Here is a 22,669-nt window from a genome sequence, read left to right as displayed (position 1 = left end):
GTAGAATCCGAAATAGGCGTAGCTTGCCAGTCCGATGATGATTGCAACCAGGACAACAGCGATCGCAGCCAGGGTTCGCACGGTCAACTCCGTGGCGGCAGGCGTCATCGCATATGCCCACCGTCTACTAAACTGAACGCCTAGAGGCGCCAAATTATTCCGCGGCTTATCATCACGACATCACGAGCCGCGTAGCCGTGTCCTGGCCTTCGGCTTCGGCATAGCTTAAGGCGAGCTCTTCATTGGCGAACGATTGAATGATCAGCTCCAGCGCTTTCGCGAACAGTCACGAAGCCCTGACGTCAGCGCCCCGCTCGGCGTCGCCGATGATCGTCCACCTTGGTCCGCGTTTAGTTGAATCTTTGGACACAGAACCCGTCGCCTAAATGGGAGCGAAGGCGACGGGTTCAGGCTTGGGCCGGAGTAAGCAGGCCGAACCTATAGGGGTCGGGTCTGCTTGCATCTCGGGAGGGGCAGGTCAAAGGTATCGCGACCTGTCGCTTCTCGAACTCCTCGCAACTGGACAGGTTCCTACGGAAGTTGCGGAAACCGGCTCAACCGGGTCGATGTGGAGCAAGAGACCGCGCTGGGCCCCCGTCGAAAGCGTGATCACCTACGTTGTCATTGCCTCCTCGAACAGCGCCGAGCAGTCGATTTCGTCACAGAATGCAGCCTGGCTGTCGGTCACCAGCCAGTCCGAATAGGATCGAAGCCGTTTGAGTCGAGCTGGCTTGGCGAGTCATTCGGCACGCTCGGCTTCAAGGACGAGGATTCCTGGTTGCTTCGAGCGGACTAGCGGGCGCGCGCCGGGCATGCCTACCACCTCAGGTCCTCCCAACTCCGCAAGCCTCGGGCGGTACACCAAGACATTCCCAGACAGTCAGCCTGGCCGACTGAGCTGGTCAAACTGCGGAGGCGAACGGGGAACCACAAAATCTAGGTGCGGCGCCGATCAAGCTGGATCGCTGTACGGCGCATCGCAGCGGCTGCTACGACCAGCTTCTCAAGTTCGTCATCCGAGAGGTCGGTGTCGACGCGTTGCCTCAATATTGAGATCGCGGCGCGGACCGACACGAAGCCAGCGGCGCCGTTTTCATCAAGTAACTGCTCGACCGCAACCTGCTCATCGACGGTGCGCATGGGTCGATTATCATCCCAACGTCAGTCCGTGTCGAGCCTGCTTGCGGACATTCCGCCGGTGGATGCCTTGGACACGCAAGCCTTCGATCGCCTCTCTGCGGCACTTACCTTCGTGATGGAAACGATGGAGGAAAAGCACCGGCCGGGAGCCTTTATCACGACAAGATCGGGTAGCGTCTATCACTGGGACGCGATACCGATATTGTACGAGCACTTCAGAATAGCTCGCGGCCATTGAACTGGGCTCCGCCCTACATTGCCGCTATCGGCGCGGTGATGCTCACCAGCTCGGTCTGCCGCTACCGGCAGCGGGATATGGTTGGGATGGCGGCAAGCCTGGTGATGGCCGGTCTGGCGATTCTAACACTTATGCTGCCGGCGATACCTTAACTGCTGTTCCCGGCTTCGTCCTTATGGATGCGTGCCGGCCATATTAGCGGGAGCGTATATTCCATCGTCAGCCGGCGCCCTCTGGCGACGTTCCTGCTAAGCGCCGGTTAGGCCCGGTAGCCGCCACACCCAACCCCCCCAGCTACCGGGCCGCTCCCGTGTTCCTCCGCTTATCTGGCGTCATCGCGTGATTGGTGAATTGCAGATTCCGGTCTTCGCGGCCGGCAGCGCGGCATTCATGGCAATAGACGACCTTGATCAGATCCCAATGTAGGCACCCGTAATCCTGGCCGAGCCGCTTCACCAATTCGGACATGTCAAGGACAGCCTTGCGCCTGCAGGTGAGGCAATCGACCGATAGACCTGTGCCGGCCTCCAGCTTTTTGCCGAGCGTGTCTTCGGTGAATGGGAATTTCATCGTCATGGCGATCTCCCGAAAATGAGGTCGCCGCACCGGTGAGGATTATATTCCTGATCTCTGGCCGATTGCCAAGTGGTTACGCGATCACGCCATGTCCTTTTGAGGTAGAGATTAGCTATCTTGCATATGCGGCGGACCATGGTTCGCCAGACCGGCGCCAGGCTTTCAGGCAATTCTCCTCCCCAACGAGAAGGCGCCGGTCACTTTTGGCCCGCCGCGGGGTGTGGGGGCACACTCAGCGGCGGGCTATCGGCCCGTCTTCTGCCGAACATTAGCGTCCTCTTGACGAGGCGGAAGCCAGCGCCAGACTCGTTGCATGGCGGAGGGTTCTTTTAGCATCGGCGACGAGGTAGCCATCAGTGCGACAGTACGCCGACGGGTCACCGATGACCGGGTCAGCGTCTCGATCCCATCCTATGGCTTCCCGCACTCGATCGTCGACCGAACCTCAAAGGTGAAGAAGGGCCAGCCGATGGAGCTGACCGGCAACGTAACCTATATCGACGGCGAGTGGGTGACGGTGAACCTCGGCGTGCCGGTCACGGTGAACGCCGACACGCTTCGGCTGGTGACGGCCTACAAGCCACCGACGAGGAAGGCGCCACTGGTGGATAAGCCGACCTGACAAATCCGTCAGATCACCCCCGCCCTATGACCGGGATAACTCGCATTGTGAGCATCCGCATCAGCCTGAGCCTGGTCTCGTGTTGGCCGAGATCGTCCTCTCCAGCCTCCTTCAAACGGGCAATCTTGACACCACGCAAGGTAGATACCTTCTTGCGTGCCATCGCTGCTACCCAAAACCGGGCCGCCGGCCTTCCAAGCATCTGCTAGGCTGTGTTCGCCGAACTGGTCTGAGTCCTTCCCGAAAGCGTTTTTCATCTCTTCATTCTCGGGTGCACCACCAGACATGGCATCATCTCCAAAGTTAAGCTGTCGGGAAATTCCGACCGTCCCACCCTACAAACGAAATCCCCCCTCTTTCTGAGATGCACTCTGAGATGCACTTCACTCCCAGAGCCTCGTGCTCGCTCTGGATGATGGCCATGAGACCGTCAGTGATCGCATTCGGCAGTCCAAGTCCAACGCGAAACTCTTCGGTAACGATTACTGGGCACAAGAGCTGCGCCATCTTCATTTTCTTGGTTCGTGCGGGTATTGGATACGTCTGGACAAAGAGATAGGGGATCGTTCCGTGAAGACCGTGCTTGCACTTTTCAGCGCGCTCTTAGCTTCCGGATGTGCGGGTACCAGTGTTGTCCAGACATCGGGCAATACTGCCATTGTGACGGCGCGCGCAGCACCCGTTTGTGGCGGCGTCGGGGCCGAGCGAGTCGCCGTCAGGGAAGCGGCCATCGAGACAATCAAGGCCGGTTTCGACAAGTACATCATCTATGATGCGGCAGCACAGAATAATGTCACCGCGACGCAGATGCCCGGGACATATACGACGATGGGAACCGTCAATGGCGGATGGCTGAACGCTACGACGACCTACCAACCTGGGCCTACGATCTATTCGGGTCACCACTCCCAGGCGTTCGCCATAAAGATGTTCAAGGCCAGTGATCCGGCCGGCGGCAATGCGGTCGATGCCAGAACCACGCTCGGGTCGGATTGGCCAAAATTGATCAAGCAGGGGTCGCTAACTACATGCACGTGACGCGAATGGCGCGCGGCTACTTCTTTGGGTGCCGTCGGCACGACCAGATGCCAGTCTGGATAGCTGAGCTTGTCGATTTGGGGCTACGCAATCGCGTATAAATGTCGGATATACGCGATCGCGTATAAAATTCGCTCAGACCGCACCCTCGTTAGGGTAGATGCTTTGTAGTATAAGCCGCGACGGACGCCTTCTTGGGCTAAGCGTGCGGTTGGTGTAGTATTGGATTTTCACAGGCAGCCCTATCTCGGTCGAAACCTGGGACAGCTGTGTCGAAGGGCCACTATAGTGACTGGTCTGTCGAGTATACTCCGCATTCCGGCGGCACAGTACATTCGAATGTCAACGGAGCACCAGCGCTATTCGCTGGAAAATCAGATTGCGGCCATTGCCGAGTATGCCGAGGCGAGAGGCTTCGCTATCATCCAGACCTATGCCGATGCCGGGAAAAGTGGCCTGAGCTTGAAAGGAAGGGACGGCCTTAAGCAATTGCTCGCCGATGTTGTGACCGGCCAACGCAATTATTCTGCCATTCTGGTGTTAGACGTCAGCCGGTGGGGGCGGTTTCAGGATACAGACCAATCGGCTCACTATGAATTTATCTGTCGAGACGCTGGTGTCGTGGTCGAGCACTGCGGCGAGCCTTTCGAAAACGACGGCAGTATGGTCTCAACTATCGTCAAGAACCTGAAGCGAGTGATGGCAGGCGAGTACAGCCGGGAACTGTCATCGAAAATTTTAAGGGCGCAGACACAGCAGGCTCGACTTGGGTTCAAACAGGGTGGCCCTGTACCCTACGGGGCAAGGCGAATGTTGATTACAAAAGATGGTCAGCCTCGATTTCTCCTCGGGCCGGGTGAACGAAAGGGCCTGAGCACGGACCGCGTGATTTACGTTCCGGGACCGCCTGAGGAGCTTACGATCGTTCGGCGTATATTTCGAATGTTCGCCGATCAGAAGCGAAGCATGGGCAGCATCGTAAAGATATTGAACGATGAGCGGGTGCCTTCAGCCGACGGCCGCGCGTGGGCCATTGGGCGGGTAAAGACCGTCCTAAGCAGCGAGTTGATGATCGGCTTTTACGTCTACAATAGAACGACACAGAAAATGCGGGGGAGAACTGGACGGAATCCTCCGGGCCTCTGGATCAGAACGCGTGTGATGGATCCGATTGTCGATCCTAAGCAGTTCGCGAAAGCGCAGCGAGAGAGGGGATACAAGCGTGGCTACGGCTATACGAAACGGGACCTGACAAAGAGGCTCAGACGGCTCCTTCGGGAAAAGAACAAGCTGTCTGCAGAACTCCTCGACAATTGCCCATATACGCCTTGCGCACCAACATATATCCGCCACTTCGGCGATCTGCGAGCAGCGTACGCGACTGTCGGGTACAAGTGCCGTTACTCGATTGCTCATCGAAACTACTCCGATGAGGATCTCTTAGCCGGAATCCGGCGGTTACATGCGACGTTCGGCTACGTCACAATTGCGCTGATCAATGCGGATCGAGAGCTTCCCGTGTGCAGGGTTTTCACCGAGCGATTTGGGTCGATAGTCAAAGCGTATGAGCTAGCAGGTTTCCCGACTACCATGAAGGGAACCATCTCTGCAGCGTGGGAAAGGGTCCGCCAACGGAAGCGAAAATACTCCGACGCAGAGCTTCTAGAGGGAATCCGGCGATTACATGCAACATTCGGCTACGTCACAATCGGGCTGATCAATGCTGATCCAGAACTTCCGATGTGTCGTGTGTTCGTAGAACGATTTGGCTCAATCATTAGAGCGTATGGGTTGGCAGGCTTCCCGACCACAAGATCGGCGGTAGTCTCAGCAGCGCAGAAAAGGGCGCGTCAACGGCTGCAAGAAGGGCCTGCGTTATGATCGTTAAGGCCAACGAGCGATGAGAGCGGTGTAGGTTCCTGATGGCTTTATGCACATTGGAAAGAGCTGACGGCTCTGCCCCGCTATACTCTCTGGTCACCGCCAAATTGGCATAGAGCGCCCTACTCCTCGCGAAAGTCCTTCAACGTGGCGTGGCGCAGCTTCTCTTCGCCCTTCAGAAACTTTACGCGGCCGACGAGCCCGGGCTTCAGCCACTCCGCCTTTTCCTTCGCCAGCCCTTTCGGAGGGGGAGCGCCGGCCTTGCCTTGCGCGAGGTCCCATAGTTTCTGCCGTTTGTCGGCCTTGAAGGTGACGAAGGCTCCGCCCATGTAGCGGCCCTTGTCAGCCAAGAGCACCATGGTGTGGTCGAGAGGTTCCTGCGTGAACTCGCGACGCAAAATGGAGAAACAAGCTTAGAGAGGGCAGCAGAGCTTTTCAGGTCGGCCGCGAAGCCCTTCCTGGAGCGGGTTTGGCCGCAGGAGTTGTCGCTCGTAACGCCCGGCGTCAGCTCGGCGTTGGCTGATCTGCCCGCAGCCGCAGGCAATGCCTTCGCGGAAGCCGTGGACGCGGTCGGGCGCTTTCTGGTTCCTTTCGAGTGCTGGTCCTTGCACAGTTATGGCTTGCGAAGCATGGCCGCAGAGGCGAACAAGCTCGCCATCATCGACAGCCCCCTAAAGGCTCGGGCCTTGCTGAAACTTCTGGATTTGACGATTGGATCTCAGGACATCTCGGTCATTCCCAATGATTTGGGGTTGGCCCTCGAGCGCATCAGCGAACTGGACAAGAGCCTGGAGCGCGAGTTCGCATATCAGCGGCTGACCACCGCAGCGCGGCGTTAGAAGAGATCGCGTCCCATAGGATTGCTGTGGAGATAGCTGGTCGGAAGAATGTGGCTTAAGTTCAAGCACGGGTGACGATTCAACGCTGGTGCCCGGTGACATGTTGGCGGCAGTCAACGTCCGAATATTTCGCGGGCCGACTAGTTCTCGCACCGAAGGAACACGGAGATCGACTTAGCCCTGTCCGCCAAATCAGCTGAGGATAGAGGCTTGTCTATACTTCCAGCCTCTGTCCCGACGCCGCTGGATTGCAAAAAGCTGATTAGAACCGAGGCCTTAATTGCAAAATTGACGTTTTGTGGAATGTCGTCGATGGCTCCCGCCACCTTCAAGACATTCAGTTTGGACACCACTACGCCAACCACATTCCCATATTGATCTAGGACCGGCCCACCACTGTTTCCGGGTTGAACAGGTGCCGAAATTTGCATGTACCGAGTATCGTCACCGACGCCCGCCAAAGCTGATACATTTCCGGCAGTGAAGTTACCGGCGCTCGCCAGCAAGCCGTAAAGAGGATAGCCAAATGCGGCGATACCCTCTCCCGTACGAACACCCGATCGTAACGGGGCGTGAGCCGATGCCTTTCCTGCAATCTTGAGCAAGGCAAGATCGTTGGCATTGTCTTTAGCGACCAATTGGGCGTTGGCTTGGGGCGCTGCAAAGGCAGCGGCGCTAAGAGTGGAGCAGTTTCCCACCACATGCGCATTGGTTATGACGTAACCCTCTGAGGATACAAAGAACCCAGTCCCCGTCACCCCAACACTTTGCTCTGGCTGCTTCTGCGCGACACCCGTCCCCGAACTAGACTCGGCCGAGGACGAACTTGCTGATTTTGCGCCGGCCGCTGCGTTTGCTGCGGAAGCGCTAATGGTCGCGATCGCCGCCGCGACTTCGGGATCGTTGGGAACAGCTCGGCTGTACGTGATCAGATCGCTTGCGGCAGACGTCAAATCTCCCATTGCGAGGCGGGCAAAACCCCGCTGTCGCAGGGCGGTCAAGTTGTTGGGTTCTTGGGAAATCACACGGGAAAGGTCTTCTATTGCCTCGCCTGTGCGGCCGGCTTCCACTTTGATCCTGGCCCGTTCAATAATGAACCCCGTATTGCTCGGCTCCAGGGAAACTGCTTGGTCAAAATCGCTTAACGCTGCGCTAAACTGCTTCAGACCTTCGAAAACAAGGCCGCGGCTATGGTAGACAAACGCCTCATGTGGGGCCAATTCCACTGCGTGATTGGCATCCGCGAGAGCTTCTTGATAGAGGCCAAGAGATCGTAGAGCAGTCGTACGATTATCGACATAGCCGGCAACTGTCGGGTCCGCCTGGATGAGGCGTGAGAAATCTTTAACAGCCTCGGAGAATATCCCGAGTTGCGCTAACGCATTTCCCCTTCGAAGAAGAAGACGCTCCGTTGTCCTCCTGTCGGGGCTACCTTTCAGTGCAATTGAGCAATAGTAAACCTTGTCATTCGGTGTCTTGGCACGGATACAGCGTTCTACCGGTGAACTGGAATTTTTTCCATACGATGTGCCAACAAGGCAGGCGTTCAGGATCACACCTGCCGCCACAATCCCGCCAATTCGGGAAGCCCAAGCCATTGCGATGCTCCGCGCACTTTCAAGGTACAAACTATCACGACGAATTTGCCAATGACGAGGGCGACTTAAAGACACCCTGACGACAAGGCGCGCCGCGTCCTCGCGGCTGTCATAAGTGCCGACGACGCTGGCGGCGTCGACCACCTGCCGCTCGGGCCGAGCGGCCGCACGCAGCCATCGAGGATCTCCTGCCTATCCCTGCCGGCATCATCGCGATGCCGTTGTCGGTCACGTTGGCCTTTTCTTAACTGCGGTAGTCGTCCGCCTGCCACCGCCGGCAGGAGCGCGGGGGCCAAAATCATCAACTTGCGCATCAGCGCACCTCCTTCAGCTTCATGCTGACCTCCGCGCCTTGCGACGGCGGCGCAGTTGCTGCTCGTCGAGCTTGGCGCGCTGTCGCATCACGGCCTCTGCATGCATATCAGTGGCTGCGCCGGTGGCGGCCTGATGGTAGCCGAACAGTTGCGCGCAACCCCGGCCGCAGAAGTACGGGCTAGTATATTCGCCGTCCCACACGACGGCGCGCTTGATCCAGTGCTCGATGTCGCTGACCCACTCGACGCTCAGCACCGTCCCCTCAGCCAGCCGCTCGACCTCAGCGATGCTGTCTGGAAAGTCTTGGAAACTCCAAGAGCGGTGATAGCGGGCAGCAGCACGCTGCCCAAAGTGAAGATACCGGAACACCCGGTGGATGGTCCGGCCACAGTTACGGCACAACGGACGGTAATTCATGCTGCCTCGCTCGACCATCACTATCCGGCCACGAGGCATCAAGCCGTTCCCTGCTCGCGTGCCGCCACATCTAAGTGAGAGCCGACTGTCCTGCATCCTGCTTGTCCCGTCACCATGCCCTGAGACCCCTCCAAATCACTATAGATCAAACGGGTCCTTCTTCGGCGCTGGACCGGCAACTCCAGTGAAAGGGTCTTTGGGTTGAGAGTTGCGGTTCGCGCCCACGTAGGCATCAACCGCATTTTGGCATGCTCCCATCTCCCTCAGAGCAGCATTCGAGCCCCGAAGACTAAGGTTAAGAACCTGCCGACCGTTGAAAAAGACACGCAAAAAGTGTTTCCGCATCAGTTGCTCAACGAAGCCCGGCTCATTGGTACCTATGGCAAGAGCTGGCAGTGTGCCAAACCTCGTTCCCAAAGCTGGTGATCGCCAGCCAGCTTCATTGTCGATCTGCAGGATTAGATCGTAGTCTTTCCCTTCTTCAATTGAGGTCCAATTTAAGTTACCTATTGCAATGTACATGGCTGCACTTGAACCCGGTTGCAGGAAGCCAACGCGAAAAATAGTGTAGTCCTCATAAAGCGTTGTTACGAAGCACTGAAATTGGAGGGGCCGATCAACGTATACGCTCCAATTTCCAACGTTCTTCCAGAGAGCCGTTTCTACCTCAGCAGCACGAACTTGTGCTGAGGCGATCATTGCAGCCAAACAAGTCACAAGAAGACGCAACCGCATCGCCTACTCCCGCCTCCCGCCAACCCGGCTCTGCTGCTTGTTCAACCAATTGCAAAGCCCTTCAACGAACCATTTGGTTTGCAGATTTATATCAGCGAGGCTTGTTCCGGTCGTTATCTTCGCATCCGAAAACTTGTCGCGAGGTACATATATTCAGAGAAGGAAAGAGGTCCGGGGTCCCAAAGCCAGGGGGCCCAATTCGTGGCCCCCCGCTCTCCGGGAAACCCTCCGTGTTGGAGGCAATGGCAGTTGCCCTGCCTTCAGCCCCTCTTCCTGGCCATGCCTAGGATGAGCGCGTTGTGCACCGCGATCCGTGCTCCGGTCACCGCCGGATGCACATCGCCCTCGAACCGGACACACCGCATACACAGGCGCGCCTCCGCCTCGTTCGGCACCGTTGTCATCCAGCCGCAATAACGGCACGTGTAAGGCTCGATTGGCTCCTGTGGGCCACCCTTGGCCATCTGCGCGGTGTCGGTAGGCGCGGGGTCATCGTCGATCATGTCCGGCATTCCCTCAAATCCCTTCTGCAAGGCGGATCGGAAGCTTCAGATCGATCAACCGGGCCTGCAGGAGAGAAAGCGTGAGTTTGTCCCTTGCATCGACCCACCGGCTATCATCGTTAGCGACATCGCCATTGCAGAATACCAGATGCGGCTCGGCACTCCCTCGCCGGATCGAAGGCCCAAGATCCAGCTTCTTCAGAAGGTGGTAGGCCTTAGCGCAGGGGCCGGTCTCGAGATCGAAGCGCGTCTCCCAGAAGTATCCATCGACATCGCCGTCATAGTCTTCCGGTTCAATGCCGTGCTCTTCGTAAATAGCTTGGATATGGGCTTCAGTCCGATGCGGGATGCCTTCCGCTTCGAAGAACTCGCGCCACGTCGGCGGCGGCGGGCAGAAAACCCACCGGCCGATGGTCAGCATGAGGCCCTGCTCACCGTTTTCGTACCAGTACATCGTCTCGGCGACCTCAGCCGGTGAAGCGAGAAGCGGTTTGCCCGTTCTGTGGACGAAAGCCTGCGCGTCACCAAGAAACGCCGATGTCAGCAGCCCGCCGGCACCAATCAAAAAACCACGTCGTGAGAGCATAAAAACCTCCAGAGTTGACACGCATCTGGAGGGATTAGCGACCTACTGTTGCCCGTTGAGGGCCACATCGTCGTGCCACCGTTGCCGGTCAAGGCTGGTTGGCGGGGCCGAAGCCCTCTCTGGATGCAGGGCTTGATCTAACAAAACGATTGTACTTCGGCAAGCTTTCTCCTCGTGGTGGAGGCCGGAGGCATCGACGGCAACATCAGCCGCCCCGCTGCGGCGATCTCATACGCTGGCATTTCAGGTGGTCAAAACTCTATCGGCTGGCTGCCGCCAATGGCCGAGATGGGTGGTTTCTTGTCGTACGTCTGGTTGACCGGAACGAGCAACCAGCGCCAGTTCTGGACCTACTCGGATCGCGGCGCCAATGTCGGTTTAGCGCCAATTCGGACATCGGTTTGGGTGCGGGCTGGGTGACTTGGCAGAAGTGCCAAGCGGTTCCCGCAGAGGTCCGGTTGATCGAACCTTTCCGAGTCGCAATCCCGCTGATGCTCAGGCGGCGCCAGTGGGATTTACATATGGCACGTAGCGCCGAACCTGATATTTTAGGCTTCTTCGAAAAATCCGGGTGCACACATGGAGCGCCGGCTCACGGCGATATTCGCAGCCGACGTGGTTGGCTACAGCAGGCTGATGGGCCTCGACGAGGTGGGAACGCTGGCCGCTCTCAAGGCGCACCGCCGCGAGATGGCGGACGGCAGGATCGCCGAGCATCACGGGCGGATCGTCAAGCTCACCGGCGACGGCATGCTGGTCGAGTTCCCGAGCGTCGTAAACGCCGTCGCCTGCGCCGCCGAGATCCAGCGGGCGATGCGCGAGCGCAATGCCGGCGTGCCGGCAGAGAGCCGCATCGAGTTCCGCATCGGCATCCATCTCGGCGACATCATCGTCGAGGACAATGACATTTACGGCGACGGCGTCAACGTTGCCGCGCGCATAGAATCGATAGCCAGGCCGGGCGGCGTCGCGGTGTCCGGCTCCGTCCGCGACAATGTCGGCAACCGGCTGGACCTCGCCTTCGAGGACGCCGGCGAGCAGGTGCTGAAGAACATCGACCGCCCCGTCAGGGTCTATCACGTCGATCTCTTCGCCGGGATCGGGCAGCCGCGATCCTCGACCGTCTCGGTCGAGCTCGAGGCCGAACCCGCCGCTGGGGAAAAGCCGTCGATCGCCGTGCTGCCCTTCAACAACATGAGCGGCGACCCCGAGCAGGAATATTTTGCTGACGGCATCACAGAGGACATCATAACCGATCTGTCCAAGATATCGGGCCTGTTCGTGATCGGCCGCAACAACGTGTTCACCTACAAGGGCAGAGTGGTGAAGCTGCAACAGGTGGCCGCCGAGTTGGGCGTGAGGTACCTGCTTGAGGGCAGCGTCCGCAAGGCTGCGCAACGGGTTCGCGTCACCGGTCAGTTGATCGACGGCAAGAGCGGCGGCCATGTCTGGGCCGACCGTTACGACCGCGACCTGACCGATATCTTCGCCATCCAGGACGAGATCACGCACACGATCGTCGATCAGCTTAAGGTCAGGCTGTTGCCGGAGGAAAAGCAGGCGATCCGGCAGGCGCCGACCGAGAACGTCGAGGCCTATACCTATTACCTGCGCGGACGCGAGTTCGTCCACCGCGGCTCCAAATCCTACTACCTGCTGGCAAAGCGCATGTTCGCCAAGGCGATCGAGCTCGATCCGCTCTATGCGCGCGCCTACGCAGGCATCGCCGACTGCGATTCGTTTTTGTTCCTGCACTATGACGTAAAGGTCTCGCTCGAGGCCATTCTGGCTAACAGCGCCAGGGCCCTCGACATTGACCCCAGTCTTGGCGAAGCGCACGCCTCGCGCGGTCTGGCCCTCTCGGTCGGGGAACGATATCAGGAAGCCGAGGCCGAGTACGAGAAGGCGATCGCCCGCAACCCCAATCTGTTCGAGGCGCATTATTTCTACGCGCGCACATGCCAGGCGCAGGGAAAGTTCGAGAAGGCTGCCGAGCATTTTGCGCGCGCCGCTGAGCTCAACCCCACCGACTATCAGTCGATGCTTCTGCTCGTGCAGATCTATCGATCCCTCGCGTTGCGGGACAAGGAACTGTGGGCTGCCCGCGAGGGACTGGAACGGGCCAAGCGGGTGCTTGAAAAGCACCCCGAGAATCCGCGGCCTGCCTATATGGGCGCCAACGCTCTGGTCGTGCTCGGCGACCGCGAGCGGGCGCGGGAATGGGCGGCGCGCGCGCTTGCCATCGACCCCGACGACATTCTGACGCGCTACAACATCGCCTGCGTCCGCTGCCTGCTGGGCGACTTCGACGAAGCCTTCGCGCTGCTGGAGGACCTTCTGCCGCACGCCAATCACGAGACGAAAGCGTGGGTCAGGTACGATTCTGACTTCGCAACCCTGCACGGCCTGCCGCGCTGGCAGAAGGTGCTGAAGCTGGCGCGATAGCGCACCCGGCTGCCGCCAGGCGGCGCTGTTCTTTCTACGCATTGGGAAGGATGCTCGCCGATCGCTCGGAATAGCGGGCATCGGGCTCGAGGCCCGGCACGTCGGGATAGAGTTCCGGCTGTTCCGCCATCATCGCCGGCGCGTTCTTCGGCCGCGTCGCCCACCAAGAAATAGAGCGTCGAGTTGAGGTGAACTGCTCGGCCAGTCCGATCGCGCCATCGACCTGCTGGAACCCTACTTGCAGAAGGTGGGACGTGACATGATAGCGTGGTTCAAGAACGATTCGGATTTCGATCCCATCGGGACCAGGGCAGCGAAATGACAGCTCGTCACCCGAATCCGGACGTTTGAGGTGACGGGACGGAACGGCAAGAATGGGTCACGACTTTCCCTTGCCCCGCCTTCAGGGAAGGTCTGCAGGGGGTCGAACTTGATCGTTTAGAGTGATTTGGGTTTTAGGGGGAGAGAGCGGCCGGCTATGAGGAGATTCCGAGCTGTGACCTAGGTATCGGTCGGGCGCACCTGATCAGGGTCCCACAAGCACCCCCCGCCCCCGCCATCGGGAAAGCCCCCCGGGGAGCCCCCCTTGGCTCTACCGCTGCTGCCTCAGCCGTCGCGCCCGGCGCATTGCGGTCATGATCTCATCGCCGTTGATCTCCGGTTCCTCCGGCCCGGCTTCAAGTGGCTCCGGCGCTGCCGACGCGCGCTTGAGAACGTCGCTGACTTGCATAGCCGACCATCTCCCGCCGCGCGGGGTTCCGATGCCACGCGAATTGAGCGCCTCGGCGATCTGCCGCAGCGAGGTAGCACCGCTCGCGCGAATTTGCTCGATGATGGGGGCAACATTGGCCGCAAAGGCATCTGCCCGGGCCATACGGACCTGACGGGAGCGCGCAGCCGCCTCTGTGATCTTTGGACCACCTAGTTTGACGCCCCGCGCCTTGGCCGCCGCCAGAGCTTGCTTTGTGCGTCCACTGATCAGAGCGCGCTCTTTCTCGGCAAGCGCCGCGTAGATGTGAAGCATGAAAGGATCGGTATCGCGACCAAGCTCGGCCACGATGAAGGGCACACGCTTTGCCATCAATCTGCTGATGAAGGCGACATCGCGGCTAAGTCTGTCGAGCTTTGCGACGACGACCGGCGCACCGGCCTTCTTTGCCGTGGCGAGCGCGGAGGCAAGTTGCGGCCGCTTTTCCAGTGCGTCGGTGCCTTTGCCGGTCTCGACCTCGACGAACTCGCCGACGATTTCAAAGCCTTCTACCTCTGCAAAGCGAGCAATGACTTGCTGCTGGGCCTCAATCCCGAGACCGGAGCGTCCTTGACCGATTGTGCTGACGCGAAGATAGGAAATTGCAGGATTCATGAACGTATTTCGTGCCGTGTCAGCTTTATATACGTCCGTATATAAAACTTACAAGCGCCATTTAAGTGCGAGAGAGCATCGATTGGCCAAACGCCCCATCCGGTAGAGGAACGCGGAATGTTTGGCACCGTCGGAAAGGGCTGTTCGAGGTCATTCCAATCGACAATATTGCTTACTGTAATAAGGCTTCCATATTCAGGTTTCAGGAGGAGCGATGCGAGGAGTTTGGCTTTTTTTGACGTACATGCTCACGCTTTGCAGCCCAGCTCAAGCCGCGGAGGAATATAAAATCTCCGGCGTATTCGATGGGTGTGAATACGGCAAACTATACGAACTCGAATGAGGAGGTGTAATGGAATGTCTTGAATACAAATATTTCTACGAATACCAGCCTATAGTCATCGCTATTGGGCGAGATGTCATAGTTATTGGAAAAGAGAAAGTTAACGGCTATCTTCATGACGGCAACGTTTTCACGACGCACGTCGCCGGTGAGTTCGATGGCTGCGAGTACGACAAAATATACAAGCTAGATAATGACGTTCTATTTAGCTGTAAAACTTATCATTACCACTATGCTTATCGACCAGAGGTGAAGATATTCGCCATTAAAGGCCGTGCGCCCACTATCTTCATTGATGGCGAGCAATACGATGGAACGTTGTTTAGACCGAATTGATTTGATCGTGCGGACGTGCTTTTCGTCACAAGCACGGCTTAGAACCGCGTCGCCTTGCCTCTTCTCGCCGCCTTGGCCCGCCGGAGGGCCTCGACGATCCCAATCTCTTCCGCTGGTTCCGCCTTCTCCGGTTTAGTGGCGGGTGAGCCGTTGCCGGACTGCTGGTCGAGCAGCTTCGGCGCGAATTTTTCCTGCCACTGCTCCAAGCTCATCTGCTCGACTTGGCCCGGCTCGCGCATAGGTTTGCGGATCACACTCTCAACCTCGGCCCGGTCGACAATCAGCCCGAGGAGCTTCGCCTTGCCCAGGGAGGCTGCGACCGCCGCTGCAAGCTGCTTGTGGTCCAGTGCAGCCGCGCGTGCTTCCTCCAACTCAGCTACGATGCTTTCGACCGTCACATCAAGCCGCCGCACCTGCCGTGCCTGCAACTCGGCGACGCGGGCCGCAATCTTATCATTTCTGACCAGTTTCGCTGCGCCGACTTCGGCGGCATTTCCGGTCGACCGATAGCCGGCCTCGACGTAGGCGGCCTTGCCGCTCAGGCCTTTGGCGAGACCTTGTGCAAACCGTTCATGGCGCGGGTTTCGAAGGATCGACATAGGCAAGTCTACCGCACAATTGGGTTGGCTGCCAAATAACGGTGATCGACGAAGCCCTGGAACGGTGACGCCGAGATCTCGGCATCGGAGCGGCGCGCTTCGACTGGCGTCGTTTATTTTTTCGGCACGCTCGCGGCTATTGCAGTGGCTCGATCTTTTCGAGATCGGCAGCTCTGATGATCTTGCCGTCGCATGTGACAATCAGAGTGCCGCCCGCAAAGGCTTTCCGTCGTTTCAAATCGGATTCGCGATCCGGCAAAGGTTCGTGATTCCGAAGATCGTAATATCCCGAGACCTGAAGCGGTAGACTGTAGCTTTCCTCCCTGCAGAGCTCAATGTGACCCTGAGGACCGCCAACGGCGATGGCCCCGATGGGAAACAGGCCGCCAGTGATCGGCAGGTCAACTTCCTCGATGCTGTGGCCACCGTCGGGATAATACGCCTCCAGGTAGCCGACGAGAGCCCGGGCCTCGTCGGCAGTGAACAATTCAGCAATTGAGCCTTCCGCATACGGGTCGCCGGGCTGATAGTCGGCGATCACCTTGGCATACGGTGCGGGTGACCGCTCGCGCCCGCAAACGAACCAACGCACCGCCACCTCTTTGCAGCCTTCGAATTCCGGAATGATTGTCCTGACCTTGAAAAGCTCTGTTTTGATAGACATCGTCGGTCCTCCTTTCACCGTTCGGAGCCACGTCGGTGGCTTTGCCAGAACCGCGACCAGTTCCTTTCGGCCCGCGCTATTGCGCCATTGGTGCGCCGTTGGGAAATACAATTGGCGCAACTCAATGCGCCATTGAATTTCCTTAGGGGCACCTTCATCAATGGCGCGCCCTGCTTCGCGCCAATGGCGCGCCATCAAATTTTGCCAATGGCGCAGGGCTGAAGTGATCATTTCAAGCGATCCTTCCCGGTCGTTTCATGTCGTCGACGTGGAGCCCTTCGCGGTCCTTTCGAGCGACGTGACTATGGTACGTTTCCTTGAGGAGCAGGCCGGTTTTGACCCACGCAGCGACGATCTCGCGGCACTGTTTTTCTGTTTTCTTCGCTGCGTGCTTCTGGACCACTTTCCAAGCGGCGCGCGTCGTGGCGGCACCGGCGTCGGAGTAGCGTTCGCCGTCCGGCATGCCGGAGTCGATATCGGTGAGGATCCGGTTCACGAGATCGTCGGTGAGCCCTCCCCACGTTTCTGGCGGGATCCACTGCTCGATGGTCTGCACATTGTCGCCGTCAGGATAGAGGTCGTTGCCGTTGCGCAGCGCGACGCTGACCAGCTTGAACCACTTCGCAGCGGCGGCGGGCGGCGTGATGTTCACCTTGCCGCTGTCTACCCTGATGTGGAGCCGCCGATCGGCAGGAGGAACGCCGAACCTCTCCGCCTCGTCCACGCTCATTGTCGTCAGCGTATAGACGAGGCGTGCGCCGTCCTTGATGGCGCTGGCGCCGCGTCCCCGGTCGGCGTTGCCCGGATTGGCACCGCCCTTTGCGGTGTGGTGCGGCACGTCAATGGCGATATTCATCTCGACGGCAAGGTTGGCTAGTAACTCGATCACTTGGTCCATCTGGTTGTTGTCGTTTTCGGTCAGGCCATGGGTCTTCACGAAGGGATCGAGACAGACGAAGTCGATCTTGCGGCGTTGAATGGTCCATTTCAGCGTCTCAGCCAACCCACCGACTCTAGGCTGTCCTTTGGCGTCGAGGGCCATCAGCTTGCCAGCTCTGCCGCCCGGCGCGGCTAGAAAGAGCCAATCCTTGACTTCCGCCTCGGAAATGCCGTGGTGGAGCATCGCTGCCTTGACCCGACGGCGCAGTTCGTCTCTGTCGTCTTCGAGCGAGACAAGAAGGACGCGGCAGCGCTGGAACACAAACTCCCCCGTCAGGTTGCGTCCCGTCGCCAGCGCGAGCGCCTGGGCGAGGCGCAGCGCAGTCTTGCCGGTTCCGCCGTCCGCGAGCAGCGAACTTACGAAACGGCGGCAGAAGACATTGCCAAGCAGCCATTGGCGGGGCGGAATGGTGTCCGTGTCACCACCAGCGTCCCACTCACCGAGATCGGGCTCCCGCCCGCTGCCGTTCGCTTGGCGCGTTCTGTCGATCTTCTCCCGCAGGTCGGCCTCGCCCCCTTCGCGTAGGATGTCATTGGCATCACGAGCCATCACACAGCCTCCGTTCCGGGGATGCTCATTTCGGCGTGGATGCCGCGCTGGATCAGTCGTTCGACCAAAGCCGGCGCGTGGCGGTGACCAGCGGCATCGTCATCCGCCAGCACGGTGACGCAATCGACGTGGCCGGGCACCTGATCCGCCAGTGCCGGCAGCCGCGAGGCCGAGCCTGCCGCCCACGCGCCAAGCCCGGTCGCCTGACGTGCCGACAGTGCGTCCTCAATCCCTTCAGCAATGATCAGCCCGAGCAGGTCGTTCAGGGGTGCCAACACGATTGGTGTGCCTTGCGAGCGCCCGATCATGATCTTCGCCGGCTCCCCCGCCTTGCCGCTGCCGTCTGGCAGGAGGCGCGTCAGATGCACGCCCCGGACCTGCCTGTCGGCAATCACCAGACGGCCCGGCTCGACCTCCCTGGCGATGCCGAACGCCGCGATCAGGGCCGGAGGGTGATCGTCGCGGGCTGGTAAGAACCCGAGCGTCGGCGGCAGCGAACAGGAGATCGAGCGCGCTTCCCGCAGGTAGCGTTCGGCCGGCGAGTCTCGGACAGGCTGGCGCAGCGACCACAGCCACACGGCCTTGCGGCGCCGTTCCCTTTCGGTCTCGGCATCACGCGCGGCGATGGCTTCACGGGCGCAAAGCATCGCCTTCCGCTCGGCCTCGCCGATCTCGCGGCGTCCGCCGCCATGGACAACGCCATGCTCGCCGCAACGGGCACAGTGGAAGGTGATGAAGCCCGGTTCCGACCAGAGCCGGAGCACCGTGCGATTGCGGTTATGTGGGTCCCGGCGGTCTGGGCCGCACAGCGGGCAGGCGACATCGGCAACGGGCCTGCCGTCGGCAAGCTCTCTGAGATCGTCATAAGCGAACGCCGCGAACATCAGCTGCCCCTGTCGTCGAAAGCGTCGGGCGCATAGGGTGACGGGTTCGTTACGAATAAGCGGTCGCGGTACGCACGCTGGCGACAGGCGGCAGCGCAGAATTTCTGGTCTCTCCTGATCGGGCGGAACGTCTTGCCGCATGCCGCGCAGATCAGCGTCAGGCCATGCCGTGGTTCCCCGTTATGGAAAATCGGCCCGGTCCGATGGTCGCGCGAGAATCTAAACCAAGCGATATTCTCGGTGCCGCCGCCGCCAAACCAACAGGCGCGCCCCGCAGAGACGATGTCGGAGCAGTTCGGCGCGAGCGGCCGGAAGTACCGGTTATGGGCGACATCGGCCATCAAAAGCAGCCAGGCCGATGGCGCGGCCGCAATGAAGTGCTCCACCAGCGGCAACAGCAGCGAATAAGGGGGGTTTGTGACCACCGGTGCGTCGAAGGTGGCAATGTCGAGCGCGTCTTGGCGGGTGGCTATGTCACTAGCCAGCGTGCAACGGAAACCGGACGCTTCCAAATGGCGAACCAAGTCGCCCTCGCCGCAGCAGGGTTCGGCGAAGTCGCGCACGCCATGAGCCCGCAGATGCGGCACCAGCGGCAGCACCGACTTCAACGGGGTGGCGTAAAAGTCACGGCTCGCGCGCGGATATTTGCCTCGGCTGCGCTTGCTCATTGCACGCCCCCGTAAGGCATGGCTTGCTTGAGGTCCTCTTCTTCGAGAAGGTTCGTGTCCGCTTCGAGAGCCTGGCGCAGTCGGAGCCGCGCCCCTTCCAAGCCGGGACTTTCGAGTGCGAGTTCCTCAAGGATCCTAGCGGCCCTCTTGAGATCTTCGGCGCCCCACTTTTCACAAATCTCCTCGAGGCGCTGGACCAGCTCACGGAGGATGGCCCGAACGGAAATGTCTAAGGCAGGAGCGCTCATCCAAACCTCCTCGCGATCGCCTCACGCGCAGCCTGGATAAGGCCGGTGTCGAGCAACCAAGCGAGCCACGTGAGTTCTGCGTCGCGTTCGCGGTGGAGCCTGTCAATGTCGTGGGGGGCCAATGCGAGCATGGCTTCAAGGTCGGCGACGCGCTCGGCGAGCGATAAGCAGTGTCGATGTTTCATGGGCAACCTCCAGAGGGAAGTCGCCGGAGCTTTAGTTGACGCTCGCGCAGGTGGAGGAATAGAAAATAGGCTGCATCACCAGCCACGAAGCGACCTATCCCGCCGCGCAGCGCCCCCAGCTGCCGGCGGTCAGGCGGCTTCGTTGCTACGCGACAATTCAGTGGTGGAGAACGCCGGGGCCGACAACATGGCCGCCACCCAGGCATCGAGCGTTTCGTCGCTGTAGACGATCTCCCGGGCTCCGAACCTGAAAAATGCGGGTCCGCCCCCCCTCGTGCGCATTGTCTCGAGGGTCGACTTGGCCCAGCGGATATTATGCGTTTCCTCGAGGTATCGTGCTGCCTCGTCGGTCTTGAAGTATCGCGGCATAACCTTGCTCCTTTCGCCTGGGAGCAAGTTGGCCCGGGCTTGCTCCGTTTTGTCCCGAAGCAAGTAGGCCTTGCGCCTATCGGATCGCCAGATATGGGGCCAAAGTCATTTTTTGGCGCGTTTCGCCCCAGTGTTCTTTCGCCTCGCCGGGCCTTTCAGAGCCCGTCGCACAGTCGCGCGCGCAACCTCGATCCCGGCTTCCTTGAGCACCGCCAGCACGAAGGTCTCGCACGGGGTTTCCTTCAGCCTGCCGTAACCGATCGTGCCGTCCTTGCGCTTCCACTGCGAAACCCCCAGCCCCTGCCTGGCATCCATCCTGAAAAAGTGCTCGAAGACATGAGCCAGCTTGCGGATCAGCCAATCGAGCGACGATTCGCCCGGATTCAGGGAGCGAGGTGCCGACTCCAGACCAGGCGGAATCTTCTCCGATTCCGGCTGCTTCTCCGGCCAGAACGTGTCGCGTACCCGCTGCAGGCGCTCCCCGTATGCCTTCACGGCCTTCGCCAGATCAGTTTCTCCGGGTGGGTCGTATGCCGAGGGATCGTAGGCCGACCCCAATTGCTCTGCCAGCCATTTCCGCTCATCGCCAGCCATGGCCGCGAGATCATCATATTTCCGCGCCCAAGCAAGATGCCTTTCGAGCAGTTTTTTACGGGCATCCCTGGACTGGCGCCCTTCCAGCTCGGCGATCGCCCGATAGTGACGGACAGCCTCATCGATCTTCAGTCGAAGCCGGCGTCGATTGAGCCATTTCGGGACCGGAATCCCTGCAGCAACCGCTGCCACGATCTCCTCGACTTGCGCCCGTCGGCGAATTTCTGCCCGGCAGTCGAACTTCTCGCCTACGCCGGGAGGTATATCGTCAAGATCAAGATGAGCCAGCTCGGCGGGCAACTTCCTCACCCGCTCCATCCGCGAGCGCTTCCGGATGTTCTCCAGGGAACGTTCATGCAGGTCTTGCCGCTCCTTTTCAGTCGTCCAGTAACGGATGGCGCCGCGCTTCATCTGGCCCGGTTTCCCTTTTGCCTATTCCGCTCCTCTTCCAGCGAGGCTACCGGCGCGGGCTTTCTGCCTCCCAACGCCGCCGCAATGCCGCCCACGGCTCGCGTGGCCGCTTTCGCCGCCGGATGTTGGGCGACATGCGCGTAAATCTGCGTGGAGCGGGTGTCGGCATGGCCGAGGATCGCGGCGACCATGGGCAGCGCCATGCCGCCGGATGCGGCTGCCGCGCCGACCGAATGCCTCAGCGTGTGTGGCGTGACGCCGGGCAACTTCGCCTTCTTCACGATCGTCGGCCAAAGCCGTTTGGTGCCCTGATAATGGCCATCTCCACGTGAGGCAGGGAACACGTACGGGCTGTCACCATAACGCGGCAGCGACGACAGCAGCGCCACTGCTGGAGCCGCCAGCGGCCGCACACTCTTGCCGGTCTTGGTGTCATCGAGCACGAGGCAGCCCTAATCGAGCCTGACTTCTGACCACTTGAGACCGGCGATCTCGTCGCGACGGCAGCCGGTGAGCGCCCACAGCCGCACGATGTCGGCCGCCTTCGGGTTGAGGCCTTCGGCCTGCATATCGTCGAGCGCCTTGCCGAGCCGCTGGACTTCCTCGAGCGAGAGATAGCGCTCCCGCCTGCCATCAACCTTGTTGATGGCAGCCGTCTCGACCGGATTTTTCGAGGTAAGGCCTTTGTGGATCGCGAAACTAAAGAGGCTGCTAAGATCGCGCGCCACCTTGCGCGCTGCGCCCTCCCCGCCCCTCACGATGATGCGGCGGCGCGGCCCGGCCTTCTCATCCTTCGCCGTCTTGCCAGATGTGATGTCCTTCACCATCCGCTCGATGTCTGCCGTCGTGACTTCAGTGATACGCTTGCTGCCCAGAAGCGGCTGGACGTGGTGGCGGAGCCGGTTGACGAGCCAAGCCTTGTATCGCGGCTTCATCGGCTGGCCGAGACGACGGCCACGCAAGATCTTGCCGCCCTCCTCCTCGTAAAGGCCGATGAGATCGCTGATTGTTTTTTCGGATCGTTTGGCCTGCTTGTCGGCCGCCGGGTCTTCTCCATTGGAGATGCGCGCGAAGAGGGCCTTTGCCATCTTCCGCGCTTCGTCGGGGGTAAGCTTGGTGTCGGCCTCGAGTGTCATCCGCCTTTTCGGTGTGCCGCGTCCGCCCGGATGGGGCCGGTACTCGATCTGCCAGCGCTTGGTGCCGTCTTTCGACACCTGAATGGCGAAACCCTTCAGTTCGCTGTCGTAAACGCGGTAAAGCTCATCGGCTGGCTCGAGGCCGTCGACGACGGTCTTGGTAAGTTTTCTGCTCTTTGTGGTAATGCTTCCTGCCTTCGGCTCCGGTGGCGAAACAGGCTTTCGTGTCGCCACCGTGTCGCCACCGTGTCGCCACCACGGAACTAAGTTCGGCAAACACGATAAAAGGGCTACAAAGAAAAGGCAATTAGATACAGCTATTTAGCTGATTGCAACGTAACCGGGGCAAAACCGGTGGCGGACGCGGCGTTATGACTCGGGTGTATCGGGTTGGGGTGGGTGGCGGTTTGGCGGGCGGCGTGATTCCATCAGGCCATGTCGGAGCCA

26 protein-coding genes and 1 riboswitch are annotated in these 22,669 nt (G+C 59.8%); of the genes, 6 read left to right on the top strand and 20 right to left on the bottom strand.

The features are described 5' to 3' along the window. Window positions 1–936 precede the first annotated feature (936 nt). Together RFN28_RS32685 and RFN28_RS32680 are read right to left on the bottom strand one after the other, a co-directional pair. Window positions 937–1,140: a hypothetical protein gene (locus tag RFN28_RS32685; RefSeq protein ID WP_320291286.1), complete on the bottom strand. Its 204-nt coding sequence runs from the start codon at window positions 1,138–1,140 to the stop codon at window positions 937–939. Between the two features lie 532 nt (window positions 1,141–1,672). Further along, the gene (locus RFN28_RS32680) at window positions 1,673–1,954 is read right to left on the bottom strand and encodes a hypothetical protein (RefSeq protein ID WP_320291285.1); all 282 of its coding nucleotides are present in this window, start codon (window positions 1,952–1,954) and stop codon (window positions 1,673–1,675) included. Between the two features lie 313 nt (window positions 1,955–2,267). Here RFN28_RS32680 and RFN28_RS32675 point away from each other — a divergent pair, with 313 nt between their 5' ends. The 3 genes from RFN28_RS32675 to RFN28_RS32665 all read left to right on the top strand — a co-directional run bounded on the left by RFN28_RS32675 (window position 2,268) and on the right by RFN28_RS32665 (window position 5,495). Further along, the gene (locus tag RFN28_RS32675; RefSeq protein WP_320291284.1) at window positions 2,268–2,576 is read left to right on the top strand and encodes a hypothetical protein; all 309 of its coding nucleotides are present in this window, start codon (window positions 2,268–2,270) and stop codon (window positions 2,574–2,576) included. Between the two features lie 399 nt (window positions 2,577–2,975). Then, window positions 2,976–3,614, top strand: a complete 639-nt coding sequence (locus tag RFN28_RS32670) for a hypothetical protein (RefSeq protein WP_320291283.1) — start codon at window positions 2,976–2,978, stop codon at window positions 3,612–3,614. Window positions 3,615–3,902: 288 nt separating this feature from the next. Next, complete coding sequence (locus tag RFN28_RS32665; RefSeq protein ID WP_320291282.1) at window positions 3,903–5,495, top strand: recombinase family protein; 1,593 nt, start codon at window positions 3,903–3,905, stop codon at window positions 5,493–5,495. Between the two features lie 122 nt (window positions 5,496–5,617). On the opposite strand, the gene RFN28_RS32660 is transcribed toward RFN28_RS32665, so the two are convergent. Beyond that, window positions 5,618–5,854: a hypothetical protein gene (locus RFN28_RS32660; protein WP_320291281.1), complete on the bottom strand. Its 237-nt coding sequence runs from the start codon at window positions 5,852–5,854 to the stop codon at window positions 5,618–5,620. Between the two features lie 3 nt (window positions 5,855–5,857). Here RFN28_RS32660 and RFN28_RS32655 point away from each other — a divergent pair, with 3 nt between their 5' ends. Continuing rightward, entirely contained in the window at window positions 5,858–6,334 is a 477-nt protein-coding gene (locus RFN28_RS32655; RefSeq protein WP_320291280.1) for a hypothetical protein, read from the top strand. A 140-nt stretch (window positions 6,335–6,474) separates the two neighbouring features. Here RFN28_RS32655 and RFN28_RS32650 read toward each other — a convergent pair whose 3' ends face one another. From RFN28_RS32650 to RFN28_RS32630, 5 genes are all read right to left on the bottom strand, one after another. Beyond that, a complete protein-coding gene (locus RFN28_RS32650) occupies window positions 6,475–8,076 on the bottom strand; it encodes a trypsin-like peptidase domain-containing protein (protein ID WP_320291279.1) in 1,602 nt (533 codons plus the stop codon). A gap of 189 nt (window positions 8,077–8,265) precedes the next feature. Next, complete coding sequence (locus RFN28_RS32645) at window positions 8,266–8,664, bottom strand: hypothetical protein (RefSeq protein ID WP_320291278.1); 399 nt, start codon at window positions 8,662–8,664, stop codon at window positions 8,266–8,268. A gap of 138 nt (window positions 8,665–8,802) precedes the next feature. After that, window positions 8,803–9,399: a hypothetical protein gene (locus tag RFN28_RS32640; RefSeq protein ID WP_320291277.1), complete on the bottom strand. Its 597-nt coding sequence runs from the start codon at window positions 9,397–9,399 to the stop codon at window positions 8,803–8,805. A 260-nt stretch (window positions 9,400–9,659) separates the two neighbouring features. Beyond that, a complete protein-coding gene (locus RFN28_RS32635) occupies window positions 9,660–9,902 on the bottom strand; it encodes a hypothetical protein (protein ID WP_320291276.1) in 243 nt (80 codons plus the stop codon). A gap of 13 nt (window positions 9,903–9,915) precedes the next feature. Beyond that, window positions 9,916–10,488 carry a hypothetical protein gene (locus RFN28_RS32630; RefSeq protein ID WP_320291275.1) on the bottom strand — a complete coding sequence of 191 codons (573 nt, stop codon included), beginning with the start codon at window positions 10,486–10,488 and terminating at the stop codon, window positions 9,916–9,918. A 34-nt stretch (window positions 10,489–10,522) separates the two neighbouring features. After that, window positions 10,523–10,620, bottom strand: a riboswitch (SAM-I-IV-variant riboswitch). Between the two features lie 447 nt (window positions 10,621–11,067). Here RFN28_RS32630 and RFN28_RS32625 point away from each other — a divergent pair. Next, the gene (locus tag RFN28_RS32625; RefSeq protein ID WP_320291274.1) at window positions 11,068–12,933 is read left to right on the top strand and encodes a tetratricopeptide repeat protein; all 1,866 of its coding nucleotides are present in this window, start codon (window positions 11,068–11,070) and stop codon (window positions 12,931–12,933) included. A 592-nt stretch (window positions 12,934–13,525) separates the two neighbouring features. On the opposite strand, the gene RFN28_RS32620 is transcribed toward RFN28_RS32625, so the two are convergent. Beyond that, complete coding sequence (locus RFN28_RS32620; RefSeq protein ID WP_320291273.1) at window positions 13,526–14,296, bottom strand: recombinase family protein; 771 nt, start codon at window positions 14,294–14,296, stop codon at window positions 13,526–13,528. Window positions 14,297–14,648: 352 nt separating this feature from the next. Between RFN28_RS32620 and RFN28_RS32615 the strand changes: the two genes are divergently transcribed. Beyond that, window positions 14,649–14,975 carry a hypothetical protein gene (locus RFN28_RS32615; protein ID WP_320291272.1) on the top strand — a complete coding sequence of 109 codons (327 nt, stop codon included), beginning with the start codon at window positions 14,649–14,651 and terminating at the stop codon, window positions 14,973–14,975. A gap of 38 nt (window positions 14,976–15,013) precedes the next feature. On the opposite strand, the gene RFN28_RS32610 is transcribed toward RFN28_RS32615, so the two are convergent. The 11 genes from RFN28_RS32610 to RFN28_RS32560 all read right to left on the bottom strand — a co-directional run bounded on the left by RFN28_RS32610 (window position 15,014) and on the right by RFN28_RS32560 (window position 22,456). Continuing rightward, on the bottom strand, window positions 15,014–15,574 hold the full coding sequence (locus RFN28_RS32610; RefSeq protein WP_320291271.1) for a terminase small subunit: 561 nt from the start codon (window positions 15,572–15,574) through the stop codon (window positions 15,014–15,016). Between the two features lie 136 nt (window positions 15,575–15,710). Continuing rightward, complete coding sequence (locus tag RFN28_RS32605; protein WP_320291270.1) at window positions 15,711–16,469, bottom strand: hypothetical protein; 759 nt, start codon at window positions 16,467–16,469, stop codon at window positions 15,711–15,713. 1 nt (window position 16,470) lies between these two features. Next, on the bottom strand, window positions 16,471–17,727 hold the full coding sequence (locus RFN28_RS32600; RefSeq protein ID WP_320291269.1) for an AAA family ATPase: 1,257 nt from the start codon (window positions 17,725–17,727) through the stop codon (window positions 16,471–16,473). Then, a complete protein-coding gene (locus tag RFN28_RS32595; RefSeq protein WP_320291268.1) occupies window positions 17,727–18,611 on the bottom strand; it encodes a toprim domain-containing protein in 885 nt (294 codons plus the stop codon). The genes RFN28_RS32600 and RFN28_RS32595 overlap by 1 nt, the downstream gene beginning before the upstream one ends. Beyond that, window positions 18,611–19,279 carry a hypothetical protein gene (locus RFN28_RS32590; RefSeq protein ID WP_320291267.1) on the bottom strand — a complete coding sequence of 223 codons (669 nt, stop codon included), beginning with the start codon at window positions 19,277–19,279 and terminating at the stop codon, window positions 18,611–18,613. The genes RFN28_RS32595 and RFN28_RS32590 overlap by 1 nt, the downstream gene beginning before the upstream one ends. After that, the gene (locus RFN28_RS32585) at window positions 19,276–19,527 is read right to left on the bottom strand and encodes a hypothetical protein (RefSeq protein ID WP_320291266.1); all 252 of its coding nucleotides are present in this window, start codon (window positions 19,525–19,527) and stop codon (window positions 19,276–19,278) included. The genes RFN28_RS32590 and RFN28_RS32585 overlap by 4 nt, the downstream gene beginning before the upstream one ends. Continuing rightward, window positions 19,524–19,712: a hypothetical protein gene (locus tag RFN28_RS32580; RefSeq protein WP_320291265.1), complete on the bottom strand. Its 189-nt coding sequence runs from the start codon at window positions 19,710–19,712 to the stop codon at window positions 19,524–19,526. The genes RFN28_RS32585 and RFN28_RS32580 overlap by 4 nt, the downstream gene beginning before the upstream one ends. A gap of 129 nt (window positions 19,713–19,841) precedes the next feature. Continuing rightward, window positions 19,842–20,081 (bottom strand): helix-turn-helix transcriptional regulator, encoded by a 240-nt coding sequence (locus RFN28_RS32575; protein WP_320291264.1) that lies wholly within the window; start codon window positions 20,079–20,081, stop codon window positions 19,842–19,844. A 105-nt stretch (window positions 20,082–20,186) separates the two neighbouring features. Further along, a complete protein-coding gene (locus RFN28_RS32570) occupies window positions 20,187–21,086 on the bottom strand; it encodes a hypothetical protein (protein ID WP_320291263.1) in 900 nt (299 codons plus the stop codon). After that, the gene (locus RFN28_RS32565) at window positions 21,083–21,529 is read right to left on the bottom strand and encodes a tyrosine-type recombinase/integrase (RefSeq protein WP_320291262.1); all 447 of its coding nucleotides are present in this window, start codon (window positions 21,527–21,529) and stop codon (window positions 21,083–21,085) included. Before RFN28_RS32565 ends, RFN28_RS32570 begins: the two co-directional genes overlap by 4 nt. A gap of 9 nt (window positions 21,530–21,538) precedes the next feature. Beyond that, a complete protein-coding gene (locus RFN28_RS32560) occupies window positions 21,539–22,456 on the bottom strand; it encodes a tyrosine-type recombinase/integrase (RefSeq protein ID WP_320291261.1) in 918 nt (305 codons plus the stop codon). Between the last annotated feature and the right edge of the window lie 213 nt (window positions 22,457–22,669).

The organism is Mesorhizobium album, assembly GCF_033977205.1.
Taxonomy (GTDB): domain Bacteria; phylum Pseudomonadota; class Alphaproteobacteria; order Rhizobiales; family Rhizobiaceae; genus Mesorhizobium; species Mesorhizobium album.
This window is presented reverse-complemented; position numbering and strand designations above follow the sequence as displayed.